The following is a 22,572-nucleotide window of genomic DNA, read 5'->3' on the forward strand; positions in this document are numbered from 1 at the left end:
TCTCGTCGGGAGGAGACTCCGATGCTCAACGCCTACTCCGGCCGCCGGGCGGCGCAACTACGCGCGATGTACCGCACGGGGCGCGGCAACCGGGTCGCGCGCGAGCTGGCGCGGCTGTGGGCCTGGGTGTTCGCGCACACCCCGCTCGGGCGCCGGTGGGTGACGCTCGAGGTCGCCGGCCGACGCTCCGGGGCGCCGCGACGTTTCCCGCTCGGAATGGCCGACCTCGACGGGCGGTGGTATCTCGTCTCGATGCTCGGCGAGTGCGCGTGGGTGCACAACGTGCGAGCGGCCGGCGGCCGGGCGGCGCTGCTGCGCGGCGGGCAGCGGCGCGCGGTGCGGCTCGTCGAGGTCGACCCGGGTCGGCGCGCGCCGATCCTCGCCCGGTACGTGCAGACGGTGCCGGGCGGGCGTCCGCACATCCCGGTCGACCCCGGCTCCCCGGTGGGGGAGTTCGCGGCCGTCGCCGACCGCTACCCCGTCTTCGAGGTGCGCGATCAGTCGCCGAGCAGCGCGGCCAGCGCCGCGCGGTAGGTCGCGAAGGCCGCCCGGCCCTGGTCGGTGGCCTGCGCCGTCGTGAGCCGTCCCTCCTTGCGGGTGCGCACATAGCCGGCGTCGTCGAGCCGGCGCAGGTGCGTGATGAGGTTGCCGGCGGTGAGGCCGAGCAGCTCCTGGAGCCGGGCGAACGACATCGTCGACCCCGGCGGCAGCTCGGTGAGCACGACCATGAGGCGCAGGCGCGCGGGCGCGTGGATGACGGGGTCGAGGTCGGCGGCCACCGCCGCCTCCTCGCCCGGGCTCAGCGAGGGCATCGCGACCGCACGGCCCGCAGCCACGCGGCGGTGGCCAGGAAGGCACCGCCTCCGAGCACCGAGCCCGCAAGGGTGGCGGTGACCGGGCCGGCGAACCCGACGCCCGCGGCGAGCACGAGGAGCCAGCACCCGAGCACACCCATCGGGCGCACCCCCCACAGCGCCGCGCCGAACAGGTACATGAGCCCGACGACGAGCAGGGCACCGGTCACGCCGAGGATGCCGAGCACTCCCGGCGTGGCACCGGCGTTGCCGAGGGCGCCGAGCAGGCCCCACAACGCGGCGAACCCGAGCCCCCAGCCCGCGCCGTACAGGCTGCCCTGACGCCCCGCATCGCCCCCGATGCCGCTCGTCGCGCTCCACGTGAGGCGGCCGGTCACGACCCCGACGAGCGCGAGCAGCGCGGCGAACACGATGGCGGCGGCCGGGCCGGGGCCGACGTAGGGCTGCTGGCCACGCACCTGGAGCCAGATCGCCCCGAGACCGACGAACCGCGCCAGCCCCCACGACGCCAGCTGCTCCGGCAGGCGCACGTCGAGGGCCTGCCGCACCGTGCGCTCCTGCGCCCCCAGGAGCCATCGCGCCTCGGCCGGGTCGAAGCGGTCGTCGCTCACGAGAGCCCCCGAGTCGTGTCGACGGGGGGTGGGTCGGCCGGAAGCAGGTCGGCCTCGGGCTCGTCAGCCGGACACGTCGCCGCCCGAGACTCGCCGAGCGGGCGCATGCCGAGCACCCCCGCTGCCAGCAGCACCGCGCCGCCGAGCAGGCCGGCCAGGGTCGGCGCCGGAGCCCACCCGAGCACCTGCGCGACGAACGCGAGCGCGGCCGCCGCCAGGCTCGCGACGGCGGCGCCGACGAGCAGCGGCATGCGAAACGCGCGGGCCAGCGGCAGGAAGTGGCCCCCGACGACAGCCAGGGTCCACACCGGGATGAACTCAGGCCGCTGCGCCCGGCCCAGCAGCATCGCGCCGCCGACGATGAGCACGATCTCGACGAGCACCCACGTCCAGTACGTGCGCCGCACCCCCGGGTCGACGGACATCGTCGGAGCGCCCGGCGCGCACCGCAGCCGGCCGATCGCGACCAGCGTGGCGAACACCGCGACCAGCGACCCGAGGCCCAGCACCGCGCCGATGCGCTCGCCCTGCTGCCCCCAGCCGAACCAGGCCACCGCGGCCACGCAGAAGATGACGGCGCAGATCGCCCGGTCCTTCGCGGCCGATCCCACAGCGTTCTCGCTCATGTCCGCCCCTGTCGACACGCCCAACTTTGTACGACAAACCATGCGGCACTTTGCGAGGCAAAGTCAAGGGTGCGAGCGTGGCGCGGCGACGGGCTCAGGCCGTCTCGTGGGCGGGCGCGAGCCCGGCGAGGCTCAGGCCGTCTCGTGGGTGGGCGCGAGCCCGGCGAGCTCAGGCCGTCTCGTGGGCGGGCGCGAGCCCGGCGAGGAGCTTGCCGAGGATGCGGTCGAGGTCGGCGACGTCGGCCTCGTCGAGCCGGTCGACGAAGAGCCCGCGCACCGCCCGCACGTGCGCCGGGGCGGCCGCCTCGATGGCGGATCGGCCGGCCGGGGTGAGCAGCACGACGGCGCCGCGTCCGTCTTCGGCGCATTCACCGCGCTCGACGAGCCCCCGCTTCTCCATGCGCGTGAGGTGATGCGACAGCCGGCTGCGCTCCCACTGCAGGCCCTTGGCCATGTCGCTCACGCGGATGCGTTCGGTGGGGTCGTCAGTGAGGAGCACGAGCACCTCGAAGTCGGGCAGGGACAGACCCGCGTCGGCCTGCATCTGGCGGTGCAGCTGGGCGGTGAGCCGGGCGTTGACCTGCAACCAGGCCCGCCAGACCCGCTGCTGGTGGTCATCGAGCCACGGCACATCGGTCATTCCCCCATCGTAGGTGAATTAGTGACGCATCAAGAACCGATTCCAGGACGCTCGTCACACTGGCTCGCGCTCAGGCCGGTGTGATCTGCGCCGAGTGGACAGGCGGGCGCTGACCAGCGCGTATACGCTCCAGAGAGGACTAGGGGAGGGCAACGATGACCCAACAGACACGATGTCCGGTGCCGCACGGCGCCCGGAAAACTTCTCGTGGAGACGATGCTTCTTCTCCCGCAGTAGAACTCATCGGCGACACGTGGCACGTGCGGGGCCACGACGCGGTCCGTCAGGTGCTGCGCTCGGCCGAGGTGACCCAGGCCGGGTTCGCCGCGGAGACCGTTCGCCGCAGCCAACCGCGGGCCCGGCGCCCGGTGCTGTACAACGACGGGCCCGAACACCGCGACCAGCGCCGCAAGATCGCCCGCTACTTCGCGCCGGCAACCGTCGGCAAGAAGTATCGCGAGCTCATGGAGGAGCGCGCCGATGCCCTCGTCGCCGACATCGCCGCGCGCGGCCGCGTCGACCTGCGCCCGGTCACCATGCGGTACTCCGTCGACGTCGCCTCCCAGGTCGTCGGCCTGACGAACTCCGATCGCGACGCGATGGCCAAGCGCCTCGAGGCGTTCTTCGACTCGACCGGGCTGCCTCCGATCGAGAGCGGCGGACCCGCCGGACGCTTCGGGATCATCGTGTCCGCGCTGCGCAACGTGCGCACGATGGCGCCGCTCATGCGGTTCAACCGGCGGGACGTCAAACCCGCGATCGCCGCGCGGCGCACGCATCCGCAGCAGGACGTCATCTCGCACCTCATCGAGTCGGGGTACTCCGACGAGGAGATCCTCATCGAGTGCGTCACCTACGGCGCCGCGGGCATGGTCACCACGCGCGAGTTCATCTCGATGGCCACCTGGCACCTGCTGCAGAACGACTCCGTGCGCGCGCAGTACCTCGCCGGCGACCAGGCCGAGCGCTACCGCATCCTGCACGAGGTGCTGCGCCTGGAGCCGGTGGTCGGGCACCTCTACCGGCGCACCCGCACCACGGTCGAACTCGACGACGGCACCCGCATCCCCGCCGGCTCGCTCGTCGACCTCTACATCCGTGGGGGCAACGCCGACGAGCAGGCGGTGGGCACCGACCCGCTGTCGCTGTGCCCGCACCGCGAACTCGCCGACGGCGTGCGCGAGGAGGCCCTGTCGTTCGGAGACGGAAGCCACCGCTGCCCCGGCAACGCCATCGCCATCCAGGAGAGCGACGTCTTCCTCACCCGGCTGCTCGCGCTGCCGGTGCGGCTCGCCTCCAGCCCGCGCATCGAGTGGGACGAGCTCATCAGCGGCTACTCCGTGCGCGACATCGTCGTCGAGGTCGCGCGCTGAGTTCGCTGTCGGCGGCGCGCCATCGGCGTGTGGGAGCGCGTCATCGGCTCGCCGCCGACAGCGCCGGCGCAGGTCATGTCAGCAGCAGCCGCAGGCCGACGACGTAGCCGGTGAGCACGACGAGGGCCCGGAAGACGGGGCCTGGCAACCGTCTCCCGACGTGGGCGCCGAGCCAGCCGCCGACGAACGAGCCGACCGCGACGAGCCCGGCGATCGGCCAGTCGACCGGGCCGAACGCGATGAACACGAGCGCGCCGGCCACGTTGGCGGCGAGCACGGCGACGTTCTTGAGGCCGTTGACGACGGTCAGCGGCTGGCGCAGCCCGATCGCGAGAAAGCCGACGAGCATGACGCCCTGGCCGGCGCCGAAGTAGCCCCCGTAGCCGCCGATGACGGTGGAGACGGCCCGCAGCGGCCACGACATGCGCTCGGTGGGGTCGGTGGGCCGGCCGCGGGCCGCGAGGCCGCGGGAGATCAGCGGCTGCCCGCCGACCAGCGTCGCGGCAAACAGGATGAGCCAGGGAACGGCGGCGTCGAAGACCGACTCCGGGGCCACGAGCAGGAACATCGCGCCGACAAGTGCGCCCGCCGCGCTCGTCGCAGCCACCGCCCGCACCGCGGCGCCGTGCCCCGCGAGCTCGCGGCGAAAGCCGAGGCTGCCGGTGATGCCACCGGGCACCAGGCCGACGGTGTTCGTCACGTTGGCCGCGACCGGGCTCATGCCGATCGAGAGGAGCATCGGAAAGCTCACGAGGGAGCCGGCGCCCACGGCGCTGACGACGAAGCCCGCGCCGACGCCGGCCGCCAGAGCCGTTCCCGCGGTGCCGCCGTCCATTCGCACAGCCTGCCGCACGGTGAGGTGCGGGCGGCCCGAAGGGTGTCGCCGGTTACGCTGACCCCGTGCCACGGGGACAGCACGGAGACGATCGCGCGCGCTCATCACGAGCCGGGGCCGGCCCGATCGTCCGCACCGCGTCGTTGACCATGGATTTCGGGCGCGTCGTCGCGCTGCGCGATCTCGACGTGACGATCGGAGACGGGGTCACCGGTCTCGTGGGCGCCAACGGCGCCGGCAAGTCGACGCTCATAAAGATCCTGCTCGGCCTGCTGCGCCCCACGTCCGGCACCGCGCAGGTGCTCGGCCACGACATCGCGGCCGAGGCCCCCGCGATCCGTCGTGTCGTCGGCTACATGCCCGAACACGACTGTCTCCCACCGGATGTCAGCGCCAGCGAGTTCGTCGTGCACATGGGCCGGATGTCCGGTCTGCCCGCGTCGGCCGCCCGCGAACGCGCCGCCGACGTGCTGCGCCACGTCGGCCTCGCCGAGGAGCGCTACCGGCCGATGGGCGGCTACTCCACCGGCATGAAGCAGCGCGCCAAGCTCGCGCAGGCGCTCGTGCACGACCCCCGGCTCGTCTTCCTCGACGAGCCGACGAACGGCCTCGACCCCGCGGCCCGCGACGACATGCTGCAGCTCGTGCGGCGCATCGGGCACGACTTCGGCATCGCGGTCGTCGTCACCAGCCATCTGCTCGGCGAGCTCGAACGCGTCAGCGACCATGTCGTCGTGCTCGACGGGGGCCACCTGCTGCGGTCGAGCGCCACGAGCGACTTCCTCGAGGGCACCGGCGCCCTGCTCGTCGAGGTGCTCGGCGGCCACGCCGAACGCGACGCGATGGGCCAGGCCCTCGCCGGAGCCGGTCTGGCGTGCCGGGCGCGCGGCGCGATGATCAGCCTCGACCCGCCCGCCGACGGGGTGCCCGTGCACGATGTCGTGCGCGACACCGCCGAGCGACTCGGCCTCGGGCTCGTGCGCCTGCAGGCCGACCACCGCCGGCTCGAAGACGTCTTCAGCGACCCGGCTCCCGCGAAACCCGCCGCACTCGACCACGCCGAGGAGTCCCGATGAGCACCAGTGCGCCCGGCGGGGGCGTCATCCACGACCTGGGCTACCGCGGCTACGACGGGCCCCGGCTCGGCACCGGCTCCATCGCCCGGAGCCTGTTCACGCTCGGGCTGCGGCACGCGTACGGGCTCGGGCGCTCGGGGCGGTCGCGGGTGCTGCCGTTCCTGCTGCTCGCCTTCGCGACGCTGCCCGCGGCGGTGATGATCGGCGTCGTCGCGTTCACCGGCTTCGACATCGGCACCGGCTACGCCGCCTACCCCGACCAGGTGCAGACGATCATCAGCGTGTTCGCGGCCGCTCAGGCTCCGGTGCTGTTCTCCCGCGACCTGCAGCACCGCTCGATCGTGCTGTACTCGGCGCGGCCGCTGAGCATCGCCTGGTACGCGGTGGTGCGATGGCTGTCGCTGACGGCCGCGATCGCCGCGTTCATCCTCGGGCCGGTGCTCGTGCTGTACGTAGGCAGCCTGCTCACCGGGCTCGATCCAGCGCCCCACTCGGCGGCCTTCGCCAAGGCCGCGGCGGGCATGGTGCTGCTCGCGGCGATGCTGGCGGCGATCACCGGGGTCATCAGCACCCTGTCCACGCGACGCGGACTGGCGGTGGTCGCCTCGATCGCGCTGCTCGTCTTCGGGCCGGGCGCGGTGGTGCTCGTGCAGCAACTCGCGCTGGACCGCGGCGCGGACGCCATCGCGCAGCTCGCGGGTCTGGGCTCGCCGTACTCGATCTACACCGGGGTGCTGCACCTGATCGATCCCGACGTGGCGTCGTTCGCGCCGCCGGACTCCCCGCTGTTCAACGCCTTGTACGTCGGGGCCGCGGTCGCCATCCCCGTGCTGGGGATCGCGCTGCTCGTGCTGCGCCTGCGATCGGTGGCCTCCCGATGAGCGCCCTGGTGCTGGACCGCACCTCGCGCTGGTTCGGCAACGTCGTGGCGGTCAACGACGTGTCGATGACGATCGGGCCGGGCGTCACGGGCCTGCTCGGACCCAACGGCGCCGGCAAGACGACGCTGCTGGGCATGATGTCGGGCTTCCTGCCGCCGAGCTCGGGGTCGGTCGCGCTCGACGGGGAGCCGGTGTGGCGCCGCACCGGGATCTACCGGCACATCGGGCTCGTGCCGGAGCGGGAGATCAGCTTCGGCTACCTGTCCGGGCGCCGGTTCGTGCGGGCCAACGCCGAGCTGCAGAAGCTGCCCGACCCGGGCGCGGCGACCGAGCGGGCCCTGGCGACCGTCGACATGGCCGAGCCCGCCGACCGCAAGATCGGCACGTACTCCAAGGGCATGCGCCAGCGCATCAAGCTCGCCGCGGCGCTCGTGCACGACCCCGCGGTGCTGCTGCTCGACGAGCCGTTCAACGGCGTCGACCCCCGCCAGCGCGGCCACCTCATGCGGCTGCTGCGCACGATGGGCGAGGAGGGGCGCACGGTGCTGTTCAGCTCGCACATCCTCGAGGAGGTCGAGCAGCTCGCGCGGCACATCGAGGTCATGGTCGCCGGGCGGCACGCCGCCTCCGGCGACTTCGGCGCGATCCGTCGGCTGATGACCGACCGGCCGGTGCACTACACGGTCTCCAGCTCCGACGACCGGGGGCTCGCGGCGGTGCTCATGCGCGCGCAGTGCGTGCGCGGGGTCGCGATGGCCCCGCGCGGCGGCCTCGAACTGCAGGTCGATGACCTGGGCGCCTTCGCGGCCGGCCTGCCGGGCTGGGCCCGGGACGCGGGTATCACGATCTACGAACTCGTCCCCACCGACGAGTCGCTGGAGAGCGTGTTCGCCTACCTGGTGGCGTCGTGAGCGCCCCGCCGCTCGATGCCGCGCCCGCCCGGCGCCTCGGCCGGCCCTCTCGGGCTCCGGGCGTCGGCCGACCCACCCGGCTCCCGCCGCCCGTCGCCAGCTCTACCCGGCTCGCGTCGCGCGTGGGTCGACCCGCCCCGTCCGCCCGCGTCCGACGCGAGGAGTCGCCATGAACCTCACCATCGCTCGCCTGGCCGCCTCGGCCCTGCTCGGGGCTCGTCGGGTGTGGGCGCTGCTGGCGTTCCCCGGCGCGCTCATCGTGCTGGCCGTGCTCATGCGGCTGTTCGCCGAGGGCAGCACGAGCGAGCAGCTGGTCACCAACCTCGCGTACCCGATCGTGCTGCCGCTGGTCGCGCTGCTCGCGACCTCCTCGGTGCTCGGGCCGGAGGTCGACGACGGGTCGATCGTCTACCTGCTCGCCAAGCCGGTGAACCGCTACGTGGTGGCGCTGAGCAAGTACGCCGTGGCGTGGGTGGCGACGATGCTCGCGGGCGTGCTGCCGCTGCCGCTCATCGGGTTCGTGCTCGACGGCATGCTGACGCGGGCGACGCAGGCGTGGACGCTCGGTGGTCTCGTCGCGGGCACGGCGTACTGCGCGCTGTTCCTCGCGCTGGCGGCGATCACCCGCTACGCGGTCGTCTTCGGGTTGCTCTTCGTGCTCATGTGGGAGGGTGCCCTCGGCCAGCTGCTCAGCGGAATCGCGTGGGTCTCGGTGCGGCAGTGGGGAGCCCGCGTCGCCGAGACCGTCGACAGCTGGGTCTCCGGCCCCGACCTGCCCCTGGCCTACGCCCTCGCCGCCGCCGCCGTCGTCACCCTCGGCGGCGCCTGGCTCGCCGGCGACCGGCTCCGCTCCTTCACCCTGCGCGGCGAGGCCTGAGCGGGCCTGACTGCCTTCACCCCCGACCCTCGGCCCCCAACCCCCAGCCCCCGACCCCGAGCCGAGCCCGAGCCCCGGAGCCCCGGAGCCCCGGAGCCCCGGAGCCGAGCCCGACCCCCAAGCCCGACCTCCAACCCCGACCCCTGGCCCCTGGCCCCGAGCCCCGAGCCCCCGAGCCCCGAGCCCCGAGCCCCGAGCCCCGAGCCCCGAGAGATGATGGGAACTTCCGCCGGGCAGACGCGGCAGATTTACCACGCTGTTCGGCACCCGATCGGTCGCCGAGGCCCGATCGATCGGGCGGACCGGGCCATGGCCTCGCCAGGCAAGGAGGTCGATCGGCATGCGCATCGTCATCACCGGGGGACACGGGTTCGTCGGCACCGCGCTGTGGCGGGAGTTGGCCGCGTTGGGCACGTTCGGCTGGCCGGGGCCCGGCCGGCCTGGTGAGCCCGGCGAGCCCGGCGAGTCCGGCGCGATCGACGAGATCGTGCTGCTCGACCGGGCGTCGCGGCCGACTGCGCCAGCCACCGTTCCGGTGACGACACTCGAGGGCGACCTGACCGACACCCTCGTCCCGGCGTTCGAGCGGCCCGTCGACGTGCTGTTCCACCTGGCGTCGGCGGTGTCGGCCGAGTGCGAGGCCGACCTCGATCTCGGACTGGCGGTCAACCTCGAGGGCACCCGCGCGGCGCTGGAGGCCTGTCGCGCGCAGCGCGAGAGTGGCGGACCGCTCGTGCGGCTGGTGTTCTCGAGCAGCGTGGCGGTCTACGGGGCCGACGCGGCCCTGCCGATGCCGGATCCGGTCACCGAGGCCACCCTGCCGCTTCCCCAGTCCAGCTACGGCGCACAGAAACTCGCGTGCGAGGCGCTGATCGCCGACTACACCCGTCGCGGCCTGCTCGACGGGCGCGTGGCGCGGCTCATGACGGTGGCCGTGCGGCCGGGCGCGCCGAACAGGGCGGCCTCGGGGTTCGTCTCCGGGATCATCCGCGAGCCCCTGGCCGGCGTCGACACGGTGTGCCCGGTGCGCCCCGACCTGCCGCTGGCGATCGCCTCGCCGCGCACGACGGTCGCCGGGCTGCTCGCGCTGGCGCAGGCCAGCCGCGGGCAAGGCCTCGGCCAACTCATCGGGCGGCTGCCGGTCAACCTGCCGGCGCTGACCGTCACCGTCGGCGAGATGCTCGACGCCCTGGAGCGCCACGGCGGCGCCGCGGCCCGCGCGCGGGTGACGATCGAGCCGGACCCGGCGATCGACGCCATCGTGCGCTCCTGGCCCAGCCGCTTCGACAACGCCCGCGCCGCGGCCCTGGGCATCGCCCCCGACGCCGACATCGACGCTGTCGTGGCCCAATTCGTCGCCGATCACCTCGACTGAGCCGCTGCGCAGCCCACCACGGCGAGCACCCCATCGGGACCGCGAAGCCATCCGCCGGGCGCCGGGTAGGCCGGCCGAGCCACCAACTCCACCCCGACGGGCCCCGGTCGAGACGCCGAGACGAAGTTGGCATACATACTCGCTCCCGCCAGACCAAGGCAACCCTCTGACCTGCGGCTTTGTGACAGCACGGCCAGCGCAGACGCGAGTGTGTAAGCCAACTTCGTCTTGCCCGCCAAGACGGCAGGCGCGCGTCAGTCCCGCACTGCGAGCACGCCCTGCCGGGGGCGCGCGCCGTGGGCCGGGTGGGCCGGCCGAGCCACCCCAACTCCACCCCGACGGGCCCCGGTCGAGACACCGAGACGAAGTTGGCATACATACTCGCTCCCGCCGGACAACGACAACCCGCTGACCTGCGGCTTTGTGACGGCACGGCCGGCGCAGACGCGAGTGTGTAAGCCAACTTCGTCTTGCCCGCCAAAACGGCAGGCGCGCGTCAGTCCCGCACGGCGAGCACGACCTTGCCGGCGACGCGGCGCTGTTCGACGAGGCGCAGCGCATCGGCGGCCCGCTCCAGCGGAAGCACCTGCGCGAGCGGCGGATTCACGAGCCCTGCCGTGAACAGCTCGGCGACCCGACGCCACCAGTTGGCCGGCGCCTCGGGGTGGTGCGCCGCGTACTCGCCGGTGGCGACGCCGAGCACCCCGAGGTTGCCCAGCAGCAGCCGGTTGACCTTGACCTGCGGGATGTCCCCCGCGGTGAAGCCGAGCACGAGCACCCGCCCTTCTGGCGCCAGCGACCGCAGCGAATCGGTGAAGCGATCGCCGCCGACCGGATCGACGACCACGTCGACGCCCCGCCCGCCGGTGAGTTCCCTTGCCGCGTCCTTGAATCCCTCGGCGTCGGCGACATCGTGGGCACCGGCCTCGCGGGCCGGGCCGCCGCGGCGGTCGGCCTCGGCCACGACCGCGATGACCCGTGCGCCGTCGGCCGCCGCCACCTGAACGCACGCGGTGCCGAGGCCGCCGGAGGCCCCGTGCGCGAGCACCGTCTCCCCCGCCCGCAGCGCCCCGCGGTGCTCGAGCGCGAAGACCGCGGTCAAGTAGTTGAGGGTGACCGCGGCGGCGACGTCGAACGACATCCCCGGCGGCATCGGGAACACGTTGACGGCCGGGCAGGCCACCTGCTCGGCGTACCCGCCGTGCCAGCACAGCGCCGCGACCCGATCACCGGCGGCCACCCCCGACCCGTCCGGCGCCGACACCACGACGCCCGCCGCCTCCATGCCCGGCGCGAACGGCAGCTCCGGCCGCCGCTGGTACAGGCCCCGCGTCATGAGCAGGTCGGGAAAGGCGACCCCGGCCCGGTGCACGTCGATGAGCACCTCGTCGCCCCCGGGCACCGGAGCCGGTAGCTCACCGGCGGCGAGCGCCGCCAGGCCCTCCAGCCGATCGACCACCATCGCACGCATCGAACCACTCCGCCCGAATCATCCGAACACCGTCGAGGCTCGAACCTAGCGCGATGCCCTCGCAGGGTGCTGGGTTCGCCCGCGTCGCGAAGGCACCGCGGGGCAACTGTCGCTCAGATGTCGTAGACGAGGGAGTCGGCGTCGGCGGGCGGACCCTGCGGCAGGGAGCGGTCGACGCCCTCGGTGTCGACCCAGATCGGGGAGGTCCAGGCCATCTCACCGTCGACGAGGATGAGCCGGGCGTAGAGGAACGACGAGGCGCTCGGCGGCGCGTCGTCGGTCCAGGCGGCGTCGAGGCTTGTGACGCCGAGGGATTCGAGGGCGCCGACGCTGGGTTGGAGCCGCAGGCGGCCGCCTGTTCCCTCGCTGACCTGGCGGCCGGGCGCGTGGGTCACGTCGTCGTCGGGGAGGTCGAGTTCGACGTCGCCGCGCGCGAGCCGGTCGACCAGCCGGCCGAGCGGACCGCTGACGTCGCGGCCGTTGGTCCGCACGCGCACGCTCGCGTCGCGGGGCCCGACGACGCTGACCTCCACGCAGCCGCGCTGGGCGCCGTAGGGCTCCCCGAAGCTGAACGTCCGGTGGCTCCACCGCACACTCTTGTGTGAGATGGAATCGACCTCGGGGCCCACGAATTCGGGCACGACGAGGCGGGCGCCACCGCTCACGGTCAGCCGGCCGTCCCAGGTGGTGGTCATGTCGGCCTCACCCCACTCGACGCGGAAGTCGGCGCGCACCCACCCCTCGGGCAGGTCCGCGGCTCCCCCGCGCACGCTGTTCACGACCTGCCCGTCGCGAACGAGATCGAGCCGCGCGATGGGCGCATAGGCCTGCGCGTGCACCCGATAGGTGCGGCGCGCCCCGGACGGCAGCGTGAGTTCGGAGCCCATCAGATGGTCGTCGAGGCGCAGGTCGAGCACGACGTCGCGGGTGGTGGCCGCGAACGTGCGCCGGTTCCAGAGGCCGTCGAAGACGTCGGCCCGACTCAGGCTCCGCGCGAACACCCCGACGTAGCTGGCGCCGTGCCCGTGATCGGAGGAGGCGATGAGCCCGAACCGGTGCCCGCGCATGAGCCCGTCGAGAGTGAAGGTGCCCGCGGCGGTGCCGTCGCTGTACTGCCGGAAGCAGTTGATCGACTCATAGTTGCCGCGGCAGGCCTGGAAGACCTCGACGAGGCGGCTGTAGCGCGGGTCGTGAAAGTCCCAGTCGTTGTAGACCATCGCGGAGCCGGGGTGGTGCGGGATCGTGATCGCCGGAAAGCGCGGGTGCGCCGCGAGGCCCTCCCAGAGCCCGGCCGGGTCGTCGGTGCCGTCGGCGAAGGCGGAGAAGATCGGGGCGCCGCGCTCGACGTCGCCGTAGATGACGTTCTGGTGCCCGCGGGCGGCGGAGGTCCACTCGAAGCCGTAGAGCGGCACGAACCGGCCCGGCACGTGCAGCAGGTCGGCGATCTTCTGGATGCTCCACCACTGGTAGGCGGTGGAGTTCTCGGCATGGTCGGTGACGGCCCAGAAGTCGTATTCGCAGACGTCCCAGGCGTACCGGTAGAAGTCCTCGAGGGAGGGCTCGTCGCCGGCGGTGCACCGGCTGACGAGGGAGTGCCGGTGCAGATCCCCCCAGAACAGTGTGTAATCGCCGTCGGCGGTCTGCGCGGTGTAGCGCTCGCGGGCCACGCCGCCGGAGGCACCCCCAGGGGCACCGGCCCAGCGGCGGGATTCGACGCGGCCGGCGGAGACGACCTCGGAGCCGACGACGACGGTGGCGCGAGGCGGGCAGGCGGGGCCGACGGAGGCGACGCGCGCGGTGACGACCTGACCGGCTCCGTGCACGCCGTGCCAGATGACCGAGCCGTGGTGGTCGGCGAGGTAGGGGCATTCGCGGCCGCCGAAGCCCTCGGTCCAGTGCAGGGCGCGTTCGAGACGGCCGTCGCCCTGGGTGGCGATGACGACCCCCTCGCCGCTGACGGCGACCGACGGCTCCTCGAGGGTGGCGTCGGTGCCGGTGAAGGTGATCGGCGGTTCCCAGCCGTTCGGCCCGAGCACCTGGGCGGCGGCCTCCCAGTAGTAGGTCATGAGGGGCAGCTGGCGGTGCACGCGGTAGGCGACGACGAGTCCGCCGTCGGGGGTGGCGGCGAGGCGCGGCATGGCGGAGGGGACGACGTTGAGGGCGGGCGCGAGGTCGCCGGGGGCCTCGCGCAGCCGCACGCGGCGGCCCTGGTCGGCGGTGTCGTCGATGGCGACGACGCGGAAGGAGGCGGTGACCTCGGGCAGCAGTTCGGGCGGCACGGAGGCGCCGGGGGCGCGCATGCCGTCCTGGGAGGCGGTGGTGTCGGCGGCGGTGCCGGGCCGGCGCTTGAGGCGGGTGGGGCCGCTGGCGCCGTGACCGGTGACGGTGATGACGTCGAAGGCGCACCACAGGCGTCCGTCGGTGGTGCTGGCGAGGCTGGGGTGCAGGGCGTAGTCGGTGCCGCCGGTGATGACGTGCACGGGGCCGAGGCGTTCTGTACCGCGGCGGGCGCCGATGCGGTGTCGGACGGCGACGGCGTAACGGCCGTCGATGTATTCGGCCCAGGAGTAGGCGGATCCGTTGGGGGTGGAGGCGACGGCCGGGTCCCAGACGTTGCCGTCGACACCCTCGCTGACGAGCACGGACTCGCCCCAGGCGGGATCGTGGCCGGGTCGGTCGTCGGGGTGCAGGCGTCGGGCGTAGATGCCGAACCGGCCCGGATCGCGGGGTTGTTCGTCACCGTTCTCGTCGGCGTGATCACTGTCGGGGTCGGTGCGGGGCAGGCGGCCCTGCCAGACGACCTCGATGACGCCGTCGGAGTGGGTGATGACCTCCTGGTTGAAGGAGGGGCCGTCGCTGGTGCTGACGCGCTGCGCGGGCGACCAGCCCTCGGATCCGCGGTGGGTTGCCCAGACGGCGACGTCGTGGCCGTCGCGGCGGCCGAAGAACACCCACGGGACGCCGTGGGCGCCGAACGCGGCGGTGGGCCGGAAGACGTCGGCGAGATCGGGGAGGACCGACTCGGATTCGCCCGGGGAGCCGGGGCCGTCGAGTCGTGCGACGAGCCGGTCGCCCTCGCCCTCGACCCACTCGATCCACGCGATGAGGGTGCCGGCGGTGGGGCTGGTGGCGATGCTCGGCCGGGCGGCGTGGCTGCTCGGCACGGAGACGGCGGCGCCGCGGGCGTGCCCGGGCAGCGGGGCGGCCTGCTCGAGAACGCGCTCGGCGAGGGCGATCTGGGCGGGGATGTGACCGGCTCCCTCGTCGACCCACATGTAGCGCAGCGGATCGGGGTCGAGGCTGGCGACGGTGGCGGAGGTGTCGAGGCAGGCGTCGATGGCGTCGGCGAGGCGGTGGTTGAAGGCGAGCACGAGTTCGAGGTCGGCACGCTGCTGGGGGGTGTAGTCGCCGGTGTGGTGGTCGGCGGAGCAGCCGTGCGCGTGGCCGTGATGCCCGTGCCCGTGTGAGTGGCCGTGCGAGTGGCCGTGCGAGTGGCCGAAGGTGTGCCCGGCGTGGCTGTTCCCAGCGGGGCCGTGGTCGTCGTGCGTGTGCTCGCTCATCGAACCTCCCGTGACCCGCGGCCTCGCGCCGACGGGTCGGCCACGATCATGGCAGGCGCCTCGAGCGTCACGGACGCGGCCTGCTCAGCCTCCGCGGGCGGCCACGCGGTTTAGAAGGGCGGGGGTTCAAGCTGCTGAGCCAGCGGGGAGCCGGTGGCGGCGTGGCTCGCTCGTTCGGCGGTGAGTTCGTCTCGGAGGCGGGTGATCTCGTCGCGGAGACGGTTGAGTTCGCGGGGGTGGTTGACGGCGTCGTAGTCGATGGCCTGGAGGTCCGCGGCGTCGATAAGGACCTTGCGCGCAGGCCGGTCCCCGGGGTGTGCTTCCTCGGCACGTTCGGGGACGGAGGCGGCCGATTCGTCGCCGCGGTCGTCGACGTGGAGTCCGAATTCGCGGTAGTCCATCGGGAACGTCGGGTAGACCCGCCCGTCGGGTAGCCGCCATTCGACGACGCCGTCGGGGGTGATCCGGGCGGCCCAGTGCCGTCGGGTCTTCTTCGCGTGATGTCGTTCGCACCCGTCCGCGATGGTGTCGCCCCGGGTCGTGCCGCCGTCACGCACTTCGACGACGTGGTCGAGCTGGCACCGCGCCGCCGGTATGGCGCACCCGGGCGCCCGGCAGACCCCGTCACGGTCGCGCACGGCGCGGGCCATCCGCGGCGGCGGCGCATACGACTTGGCGACCTGTGCCATCGCGTACCCGGTCAGCGGGTCGGCCACCAGCCGCTGCCACGTCGACCCGGCCGCGAACGCCACCTCCCGCACGGTGTCAGCGTCGACGGCGACACCCTCGACCGTCCCCGGCTCCTGGTTGAGCCCGGCCAGGGAAGCGAGAGACACGACAACCGAGACCTTCGCGGCCGGCCACCCGCCTTCGCCGGGGTGGTCCACGGCGGTGGGGGCGTCGGCGTGCGGCTGCCCGAACAGCAGCAGGTCCAACGCAACGTCGGAGCGCAGCTGCGCCAAGGTGCGCGGGTCACCGCCGGCGCGGGTCGCGCGGGCGATCGCGTCGACCCGGCGGAACGCTCCCAGGCAGCGGGCGTCCGCGCCGCTGACTCCGAACGAAGCCGAACCGTCGTCGTCCACCGTGACCCAGGTGTCCCGCTGCCGCACCGCCCGCGCCCGCCGGGCGCGCGTGTTGACGTGCTTGACCATCTCCCGGCGCTTCTTCCGACAGAACGCCCCCTGCCCCAACGGAGCACCCGTCGCCGCGGACTTCTCGGCCGCATACTCGAGCACCGCGTCGCACACCTTCTGGCCCGCCTCCGCCGTGACCTCGGGCGCGTCGAGTTCGCGCACCAACGCACACCCTTGGCCGAAAGTGATCGCCCGCGCGGCGACCGCTTCCTTGATCGGCGCGGCGACCGACTCCGGCGCCACCCCGAGCGCGACCCGACCGTGCCACACACCGGCCGGCCCACCAAGGGTCGCGACCGCGGTGTCGACGATGCAGGCGCGGGCCTCGTCCAACAACACCCCTGCCGACTTGCGATACCGACGCGCCAACCGGCCCCGGTCGATCTGTTCGTTCTGCACCGCCAGGTCCGCGGCCGCCTGGGCCTGCGCCAACTCGCCCGCGGCATCCGAGGCCTGCACATCAAGCTCGTCATACGCCTGCGAAATCTCCCGCAACCGCACCCACCCGCCATTCTCGGGCTGGTCACGCAAATCCCGCGCAGCCGTAATCAACCGAGAGATCGCCGCACCATCAGACCGCGGAACCGCCCCCTCAGACATCACGCGACCCCTTTCCCAATGAGCGAAGTCGAGTTCGATCAACAGTTCGATTCTAGCATGATAGACAGCAGAAAGCTAGCGTCCACGAAACCGGCGAGCACATCCCTCGGCGTCCTGGGCAGCGGCCAGTCGAGCGAATAAGAAGACCCTGAATAGGGGCGCACAATACGGGTTAAAAACCCCGGGAAATCTCACCCAGTGAACGGTTTCAGGCAGCGACGAGGAATCTGGCGCAACATAACGCGGCTCGGCCGGCCGAGCCGGAAGTCGTGCCTGGGCGTCGCCGATGAAGGCCGCTGTCGCGATGTCGCGAGTCATCTGGGCCGAAGCCCATGACGACAGGCAGCGCGTGAACGCACGACCTTCCAGGCCCTGGAGTCGGAGGCCCCCACGAAGCCGGCGACCTACCCGGCCGACCTCACCGCATCGTGGGCGTGTTCTCCAACAGCCGCTTGGTGTACTCCTGCTGCGGGTTTTCCATGACGTCGACGACGAAGCCCTGCTCGACGACGCGGCCGGCCTGCAGCACCTGCACGCGGTCGGCGATGGAGCGCACGAGGGCGAGGTTGTGCGTGACGAACAGCATGGAGATGCCCCGTTCACGCTTGAGCCGATCGAGCATGTCGACGATCGAGCCCTGCACCGACACGTCCAGGGCGGAGGTGATCTCGTCGCACACGAGCACCTCGGGCTCCGCGGCGAGCGCCCGCGCGATCGCGACGCGCTGGCGTTCGCCGCCGGAGAGCCGGCTCGTGCGGTACTTCAGCACCGTCGGCCCGAGCGCCACGGCGTCGAGCAGCTCGACGACCCGGTCGGTGGCCTCCTTGCCCTTGGCCAGACCGAACAGCTCCATCGGCCGCTTGACGATCTGCTCGATCGTCAGCCGCGGGTTCAGCGACAGGTACGGATTCTGGAAGATGTACTGAATGCGCTTGCGGTCCTCGGCACTTCGCTGCCGGGCCCCGCGGGCCAACTCGTGCCCGTCGAGCACGACCTTGCCCTTCCACTCCTTGCTGAGCCCGCCGATGGCGCGCGACGACGTCGTCTTGCCGGAGCCCGACTCCCCGACGAACGCGAGCACCTCCCCACGCGCGAGGTCGAAGTTGACGTCGAAGACGACCTGTTTGCGCCCGTAGAACACGTCGAGGTGCTCGACCGCGAGCACGATGTCGCGGTCGCGGCGCGGGTCGGTGTCCGGCACGTCTCCGGTCTCGATGCTCCACGACGGCAGCTCGTCGGCGCGGATGCAGCGCACCCAGTGCCCGGGCGACACCTCCACCGAACCGATCTCGCGCGCCCCGCACTCCTCGACGGCGAACTCGCAGCGCGTGTGGAACCGGCATCCGCCCGGCCGACGCCCCGGCCCGGGCGTGCTGCCCGGGATGCCCGACAGCGCCCGCGCCGAGCTCAGGTGCGGGATCGCGTCGAGCAGCGCCCGCGTGTACGGGTGCCCCGGCGAATGGAAGATCTCTTCGCGCGCGCCGATCTCGGCGATCTGACCGGCGTACATGACCGCCACGCGGTCGGCGAGATTGGCGACCACCGCGAGGTCGTGGGTGACGTACAGCGCCGCGACGCCGTGCGATTCGCACAACGACTTGACGGTGCGCAGCACGAGTCCCTGGGTCGTCACGTCGAGACCGGTCGTCGGCTCGTCGAGCACGAGCACCCTCGGCCGGGGCAGGAACGCCATCGCGAGCGCCACCCGCTGCACCTGCCCGCCGGAGAGCTGGTGGGGGTAGCGGGCGAGAAACTCGTCGTCGTCGGGCAACCCGACCTCGCGCAGCCCCTCCCGGGCCCGCGACAGCCGCTCCGCCGACGTGCCCTCGCCGCGCAGCTCGAGGTACTCCACGAGCTGGCGGCCGATGCGGATCGCCGGGTTGAGCGCGGCCGCCGGGTCCTGCGGCATGTACGCCACCTCGTGCCCCCGCATCGCGCGCACGCCGCGGGCGTCGAGCGTGAGGATGTCGCGCCCGCCGAGCTCGACCGTCCCCGCGTCGATGGCCGCCCCGGCCCGGCTGTAGGCGAGCATCGCCGTGCCGATCGTCGTCTTCCCGGAGCCCGATTCGCCGACGAGCCCGAGGATCTCACCGGGCCGCAGCCGCAGTTCGATGTCGTCGACGACGTCCAGGCCCTTGGTCTCGCGGCCGGTGAGCACGACGCGCAGGCCGTTGACGTAGACGCCGCCGGACGCGTCCGGCTCGACGGGGGGCGAGGTGGGTTCGGCGCTCATCACTCGCCTCCCTTTCCGGCGACCTGCGTGACGCCGTCGGCGAGCAGGTTGGTGCCGATCGTGAAGATGCCGATGACGATGACGGGCAGCACGACCGCCCACGGCTGCACGAGCAGCGCGAGCCGATTCTCGTTGATCATCTGACCCCAGTCGGCGGCGCCGGGGTTGGTGGAGAAACCGAGGAAGCCGATGCCCGCGACCATGCCGATCGAGTACGTCAGTCGCAGGCCCGCCTCCGCGAGCAGGGGCGCGCTCATGTTCGGCAGCACCTCGAAGAGGATGACCCGCAGCCGGGATTCGCCGAGCGCCTCGGCGGAGGTGACGAAGTCGCGCGGCACGATGCCGAGCGCCACACCGCGGGCCACGCGGGCCACGCGCGGGGCGTGCGAGATGCCGACGATGAGCACGATCATCCATGCCGCCGGCTGGTCGACGGCGCTGAGCACGAGCAGCGCGAGCAGGATCTGCGGAAACGCCAGCGCGACGTCGTTGAGCCGCATGAGCGTCTCGTCGAGCCAGCCGCCGGCGTACGCGGCGATGACGCCGATGAGCACGCCGACCACGATGCCGAGCACCGTCGCCAGCAGCGAGATGAGCAGGATCGAACGCCCGCCGGCCAGCACCCGGGAGAACACGTCCTGCCCGAGGTAGTCGGTGCCGAAGAAGGAGTCGGCGGTGAACGGCCGGCCGACGATGTCGTACTGGCCGTGCGGGGCGATCCACGGGCCGACGATCGCGAGCAACGTGATGAGCACGGTGATCGTCAGGCCGACGACGAGTCGGCCGGAACGCAGGTAGGGGCGCAGCCCAGGCGACACAGTCATGACGAGATCGCCGTCCTCGCACGGGGGTTGACCAGGATCGAGAGGATGTCGGCGATGAGGTTCACACCGACGTAGACGCCCGCGATGATCATCGCCAGCGCCTGCACCACCGGGAAGTCGCTGTTGCGCACCGCGTCGACGAGGCTGGCGCCGATGCCGGGGTAGGCAAAGAGGTACTCGACGATGACGATTCCGCCCGCGAGCCAGGCGAACTGCAGCGCGATCACCTGGATGCCGGGCACGATCGCGTTGCGCAGCGCGTGGCGTCGCATGACGATCGCCTCCGGCACGCCCTTGAGCCGGGCCAGCTCGACGTAGTCGGAGTCGAGCACCTCCAGCAGGCTGGCGCGCACGATGCGGGAGACGTACGGGGAGACCGCGATGACGAGCGTGAGCACCGGCAGGATCATCGAGGCGGGGTTGGCCCAGGGGGGCGCACCGCCTCCGGCGATCGTCACGGCGGGCAGCACGTGCAGCACGGTGGTGGAGAAGACCGCCACGAGCAGGATGCCGACAACGAACTCCGGCAGCCCGGCGAGGGTGAGCAGGATGACCTGGATGACGCCGTCCGCGCGCCGCCCGCGGTAGTTGGCCGAGATCATCGCGATGACGATGGCCAGCGGGATCATGATCGCGGCGGCGATGAGCACGAGCACCGCCGAGTTGAGCACGCGGCTGCCGATGAGCTCCCCGACCGGAGTCTGATTGACGACCGAGCTGCCGAGGTTGCCGGTGAGCAGGTCACCGAGCCAACCGAAGTAGCGCATGAGCACCGGCTCGTCGAGGCGAAGTTGCTCGCGGATCATGGCGACCCGCTCGGGGCTGGTCTCGTAGTCGCGGCCGAGGATCGCGCGCACCGGGTCGCCGAGCGCGGCGGTGGCCAGGTAGACGACCAGCGAGCACAGCCACAAGGTGAGCAGGGCCAACAGCAGCCGGCGGCCCAGCCACACGGCCCAGTTCAGCACGCCGGGCCGCCGCGAGGGCCGCTTCGCGCCACCGGAGGCGGTGGCACCGGCCGGTGAAGAAGCGGTCGTGTCAACGGAATCGGTCATCGTCTCGGTGGGTTTGTCGGTCATCACGCCTCCTGCACGAACGAGACGTTCTTGAAGCCGAACGCGTCACACGGCATGTACCGGTGCGGCTTGAGGCCGGTGGTGAGGTTGGAGTACGCGTCGACCTGGTTGCGGAACCCCCAGATGATGAATCCTCCTCGGTTCCATTCGATCTCCTGGGCCTGGCGCTGCAGTTCGTAGCGTCGGTTGTCGTCGACCTCCTGGCCGGCCCGGGTGACGATGTCGATGAACTCCGGGTCGTTGAAGTGGGTCTCGTTGTAGGGCGAGCTCGGCAGCGACGAGGAGGAGACCTGCGGCAGGTAGTTGCGGGTGTTCCAGAAGTCCTGCGCGAACGGCCACGACAGGTACTGCTCGCCGTAGAACGTGTTCGGGTCGGCGCGGTTGAGGCGCACGCTGACTCCGGCCTCGCGGGCCTGCTCGACGAAGAGGTTGGCGGACTCGACGGCGCCCGCACCGACTCCGCTGGAGGTGACGAGCTCGACCTGCAGGTCGGACTGGCCGGCCTGACGCAGCAGCGACTTGGCCTGGTCGATGTCGCGGGTGCGCTGCGGCAGGTCGTGGGCGTAGCCGGGGTCGAAGGGTGCGTACAGGTCGTTGGCGATGGAGCCGTAGCCGTTGAGGGCCTGGTCGATCATCTGCTGGCGGTCGACGATGAGCCGCAGCGCCTGCCGCACCCGCACGTCGCTGAACGGGGCGACGTCGACGCGCATCGTGAACGGCACCCAGGCCCCGGCCTCGGCGACCAAGGCGGTGGCGCCCTGGTTGCCGATGGTGTGCGCGAGATACGTCGGCAGGTTGTCGACGCTTTGCACCTGACCCGCGAGCAGCGCGTTCACCTTGGCCGCGTCGTCGGCGAAGTTGTAGACGAACAGCTCGTCGACGAAGGCCGGTCGCTCCCAGTAGTTGTCGTGCCGCAGGAAGTGCGACAGCTGGCCGGGCACGAAGCGGTCGGCCTTGAACGGGCCGGTGCCGACCGGTTTCGCCAGGTCGAAGTCGGTGGGGATGATGCCGACGGTGTACTCGGCGATGAGCTGGTCGAAGATCGCGTACGGCGTCTTGAGCCGCAGCTCGATGGTGCGGGCGTCGCGGGCGCGGGAGTTGGCCAGATCGAGCACCGCGGCGATCGGCACGCCACCGGGCGAGGTGTTGTTCGGGTCGGTGACGGTGGCCAGGGTGTGCAGCACGTCCTCGGGAGTCACCGTCTTGCCGTTGTGGAACTCGACGCCCTCACGCAGCCGCACGGTCCACGTGATGGCGTCGGTGGTCTCGACGCTCTCGGCGACCGCCGGCTCCACCTCGTAGGAGTTGTTCCAGCGCAGCAGCGGCTCGTAGAGGTTGAACACGCGGCAGATGTCGGGGTTGGTCACCGGGAAGTGCGGGTCGAGAGTGTCTTTGAGCCCGCCTCCGGTGGCGCCGTGGCTGTACACCCCGCCGCGCCGCTGGGCCGCGCCGGCCGGAGCCGGTTGGGGCACCGCGGCGCACCCGCTCAGCGAGCCCAGTCCGGCCGCCCCGGCCACGCCGAGCGCCCCCAGACGCAGGGCGTCGCGGCGGCTCAGCTGGGGATTCCAGAAGGCGTCGTGGCCCGATGGTCGACCATCAGGGGCCGATGGCCCCGCCCGATCCGGTCGTGATGCGCGATGTGTCACGAAGACCCCCTT

Annotated in this window: 19 protein-coding genes and 1 pseudogene; 8 read left to right on the plus strand and 12 right to left on the minus strand. The window is 72.4% G+C overall.

Annotated features, from left to right (window positions below):
• Positions 1–21 precede the first annotated feature (21 nt).
• Positions 22–534: a nitroreductase family deazaflavin-dependent oxidoreductase gene (locus tag PINTE_RS03715; RefSeq protein ID WP_217996485.1), complete on the plus strand. Its 513-nt coding sequence runs from the start codon at positions 22–24 to the stop codon at positions 532–534.
• On the opposite strand, the gene PINTE_RS03720 is transcribed toward PINTE_RS03715, so the two are convergent.
• From PINTE_RS03720 to PINTE_RS03735, 4 genes are all read right to left on the minus strand, one after another.
• On the minus strand, positions 498–812 hold the full coding sequence (locus tag PINTE_RS03720; protein WP_068426439.1) for a transcriptional regulator: 315 nt from the start codon (positions 810–812) through the stop codon (positions 498–500). The two genes, PINTE_RS03715 and PINTE_RS03720, sit on opposite strands and share 37 nt — an antisense overlap.
• The gene (locus PINTE_RS03725) at positions 800–1,426 is read right to left on the minus strand and encodes a hypothetical protein (RefSeq protein ID WP_068426446.1); all 627 of its coding nucleotides are present in this window, start codon (positions 1,424–1,426) and stop codon (positions 800–802) included. Before PINTE_RS03725 ends, PINTE_RS03720 begins: the two co-directional genes overlap by 13 nt.
• Positions 1,423–2,052: a hypothetical protein gene (locus PINTE_RS03730; RefSeq protein ID WP_068426449.1), complete on the minus strand. Its 630-nt coding sequence runs from the start codon at positions 2,050–2,052 to the stop codon at positions 1,423–1,425. The genes PINTE_RS03725 and PINTE_RS03730 overlap by 4 nt, the downstream gene beginning before the upstream one ends.
• 169 nt (positions 2,053–2,221) lie before the next feature.
• Positions 2,222–2,692: a MarR family winged helix-turn-helix transcriptional regulator gene (locus PINTE_RS03735; protein WP_068426451.1), complete on the minus strand. Its 471-nt coding sequence runs from the start codon at positions 2,690–2,692 to the stop codon at positions 2,222–2,224.
• Between the two features lie 155 nt (positions 2,693–2,847).
• Here PINTE_RS03735 and PINTE_RS03740 point away from each other — a divergent pair, with 155 nt between their 5' ends.
• Entirely contained in the window at positions 2,848–4,065 is a 1,218-nt protein-coding gene (locus tag PINTE_RS03740) for a cytochrome P450 (protein WP_068426457.1), read from the plus strand.
• A 73-nt stretch (positions 4,066–4,138) separates the two neighbouring features.
• On the opposite strand, the gene PINTE_RS03745 is transcribed toward PINTE_RS03740, so the two are convergent.
• Positions 4,139–4,900 carry a sulfite exporter TauE/SafE family protein gene (locus PINTE_RS03745; protein WP_068426460.1) on the minus strand — a complete coding sequence of 254 codons (762 nt, stop codon included), beginning with the start codon at positions 4,898–4,900 and terminating at the stop codon, positions 4,139–4,141.
• Between the two features lie 65 nt (positions 4,901–4,965).
• Between PINTE_RS03745 and PINTE_RS03750 the strand changes: the two genes are divergently transcribed.
• From PINTE_RS03750 to PINTE_RS03770, 6 genes and pseudogenes are all read left to right on the plus strand, one after another.
• A complete protein-coding gene (locus tag PINTE_RS03750) occupies positions 4,966–5,976 on the plus strand; it encodes an ABC transporter ATP-binding protein (protein WP_245642780.1) in 1,011 nt (336 codons plus the stop codon).
• Positions 5,973–6,857: an ABC transporter permease gene (locus PINTE_RS03755; RefSeq protein ID WP_068426466.1), complete on the plus strand. Its 885-nt coding sequence runs from the start codon at positions 5,973–5,975 to the stop codon at positions 6,855–6,857. Before PINTE_RS03750 ends, PINTE_RS03755 begins: the two co-directional genes overlap by 4 nt.
• A gap of 62 nt (positions 6,858–6,919) precedes the next feature.
• Positions 6,920–7,270, plus strand: a pseudogene (locus tag PINTE_RS25200) (ATP-binding cassette domain-containing protein); the annotation flags it as partial.
• Positions 7,256–7,768: an AAA family ATPase gene (locus PINTE_RS25205; RefSeq protein ID WP_444543857.1), complete on the plus strand. Its 513-nt coding sequence runs from the start codon at positions 7,256–7,258 to the stop codon at positions 7,766–7,768. The pseudogene PINTE_RS25200 and the gene PINTE_RS25205, both read left to right, overlap by 15 nt.
• Before the next feature lie 169 nt (positions 7,769–7,937).
• Positions 7,938–8,645: an ABC transporter permease gene (locus tag PINTE_RS03765; protein WP_068426474.1), complete on the plus strand. Its 708-nt coding sequence runs from the start codon at positions 7,938–7,940 to the stop codon at positions 8,643–8,645.
• A 340-nt stretch (positions 8,646–8,985) separates the two neighbouring features.
• Positions 8,986–10,020: an NAD-dependent epimerase/dehydratase family protein gene (locus PINTE_RS03770; RefSeq protein ID WP_068426483.1), complete on the plus strand. Its 1,035-nt coding sequence runs from the start codon at positions 8,986–8,988 to the stop codon at positions 10,018–10,020.
• A 496-nt stretch (positions 10,021–10,516) separates the two neighbouring features.
• On the opposite strand, the gene PINTE_RS03775 is transcribed toward PINTE_RS03770, so the two are convergent.
• The 7 genes from PINTE_RS03775 to PINTE_RS03805 form a co-directional block, all read right to left on the minus strand.
• Entirely contained in the window at positions 10,517–11,491 is a 975-nt protein-coding gene (locus PINTE_RS03775; protein ID WP_068426485.1) for an NADPH:quinone oxidoreductase family protein, read from the minus strand.
• 113 nt (positions 11,492–11,604) lie between these two features.
• Positions 11,605–15,051 carry a DUF3604 domain-containing protein gene (locus tag PINTE_RS24720; protein ID WP_068426489.1) on the minus strand — a complete coding sequence of 1,149 codons (3,447 nt, stop codon included), beginning with the start codon at positions 15,049–15,051 and terminating at the stop codon, positions 11,605–11,607.
• A 110-nt stretch (positions 15,052–15,161) separates the two neighbouring features.
• A complete protein-coding gene (locus tag PINTE_RS03785; RefSeq protein WP_068426490.1) occupies positions 15,162–16,643 on the minus strand; it encodes an HNH endonuclease signature motif containing protein in 1,482 nt (493 codons plus the stop codon).
• Positions 16,644–17,202: 559 nt separating this feature from the next.
• Positions 17,203–19,017: an ABC transporter ATP-binding protein gene (locus PINTE_RS03790; RefSeq protein ID WP_084343187.1), complete on the minus strand. Its 1,815-nt coding sequence runs from the start codon at positions 19,015–19,017 to the stop codon at positions 17,203–17,205.
• A complete protein-coding gene (locus PINTE_RS03795; protein ID WP_068426491.1) occupies positions 19,017–19,841 on the minus strand; it encodes an ABC transporter permease in 825 nt (274 codons plus the stop codon). The genes PINTE_RS03790 and PINTE_RS03795 overlap by 1 nt, the downstream gene beginning before the upstream one ends.
• Entirely contained in the window at positions 19,838–20,917 is a 1,080-nt protein-coding gene (locus PINTE_RS03800; RefSeq protein WP_245642781.1) for an ABC transporter permease, read from the minus strand. The genes PINTE_RS03795 and PINTE_RS03800 overlap by 4 nt, the downstream gene beginning before the upstream one ends.
• On the minus strand, positions 20,917–22,560 hold the full coding sequence (locus tag PINTE_RS03805) for an ABC transporter substrate-binding protein (protein WP_245642782.1): 1,644 nt from the start codon (positions 22,558–22,560) through the stop codon (positions 20,917–20,919). The genes PINTE_RS03800 and PINTE_RS03805 overlap by 1 nt, the downstream gene beginning before the upstream one ends.
• Positions 22,561–22,572: the final 12 nt, after the last annotated feature.

The organism is Piscicoccus intestinalis NBRC 104926 (assembly GCF_001515525.1).
Taxonomy (GTDB): Bacteria; Actinomycetota; Actinomycetes; order Actinomycetales; family Dermatophilaceae; genus Kineosphaera; species Kineosphaera intestinalis.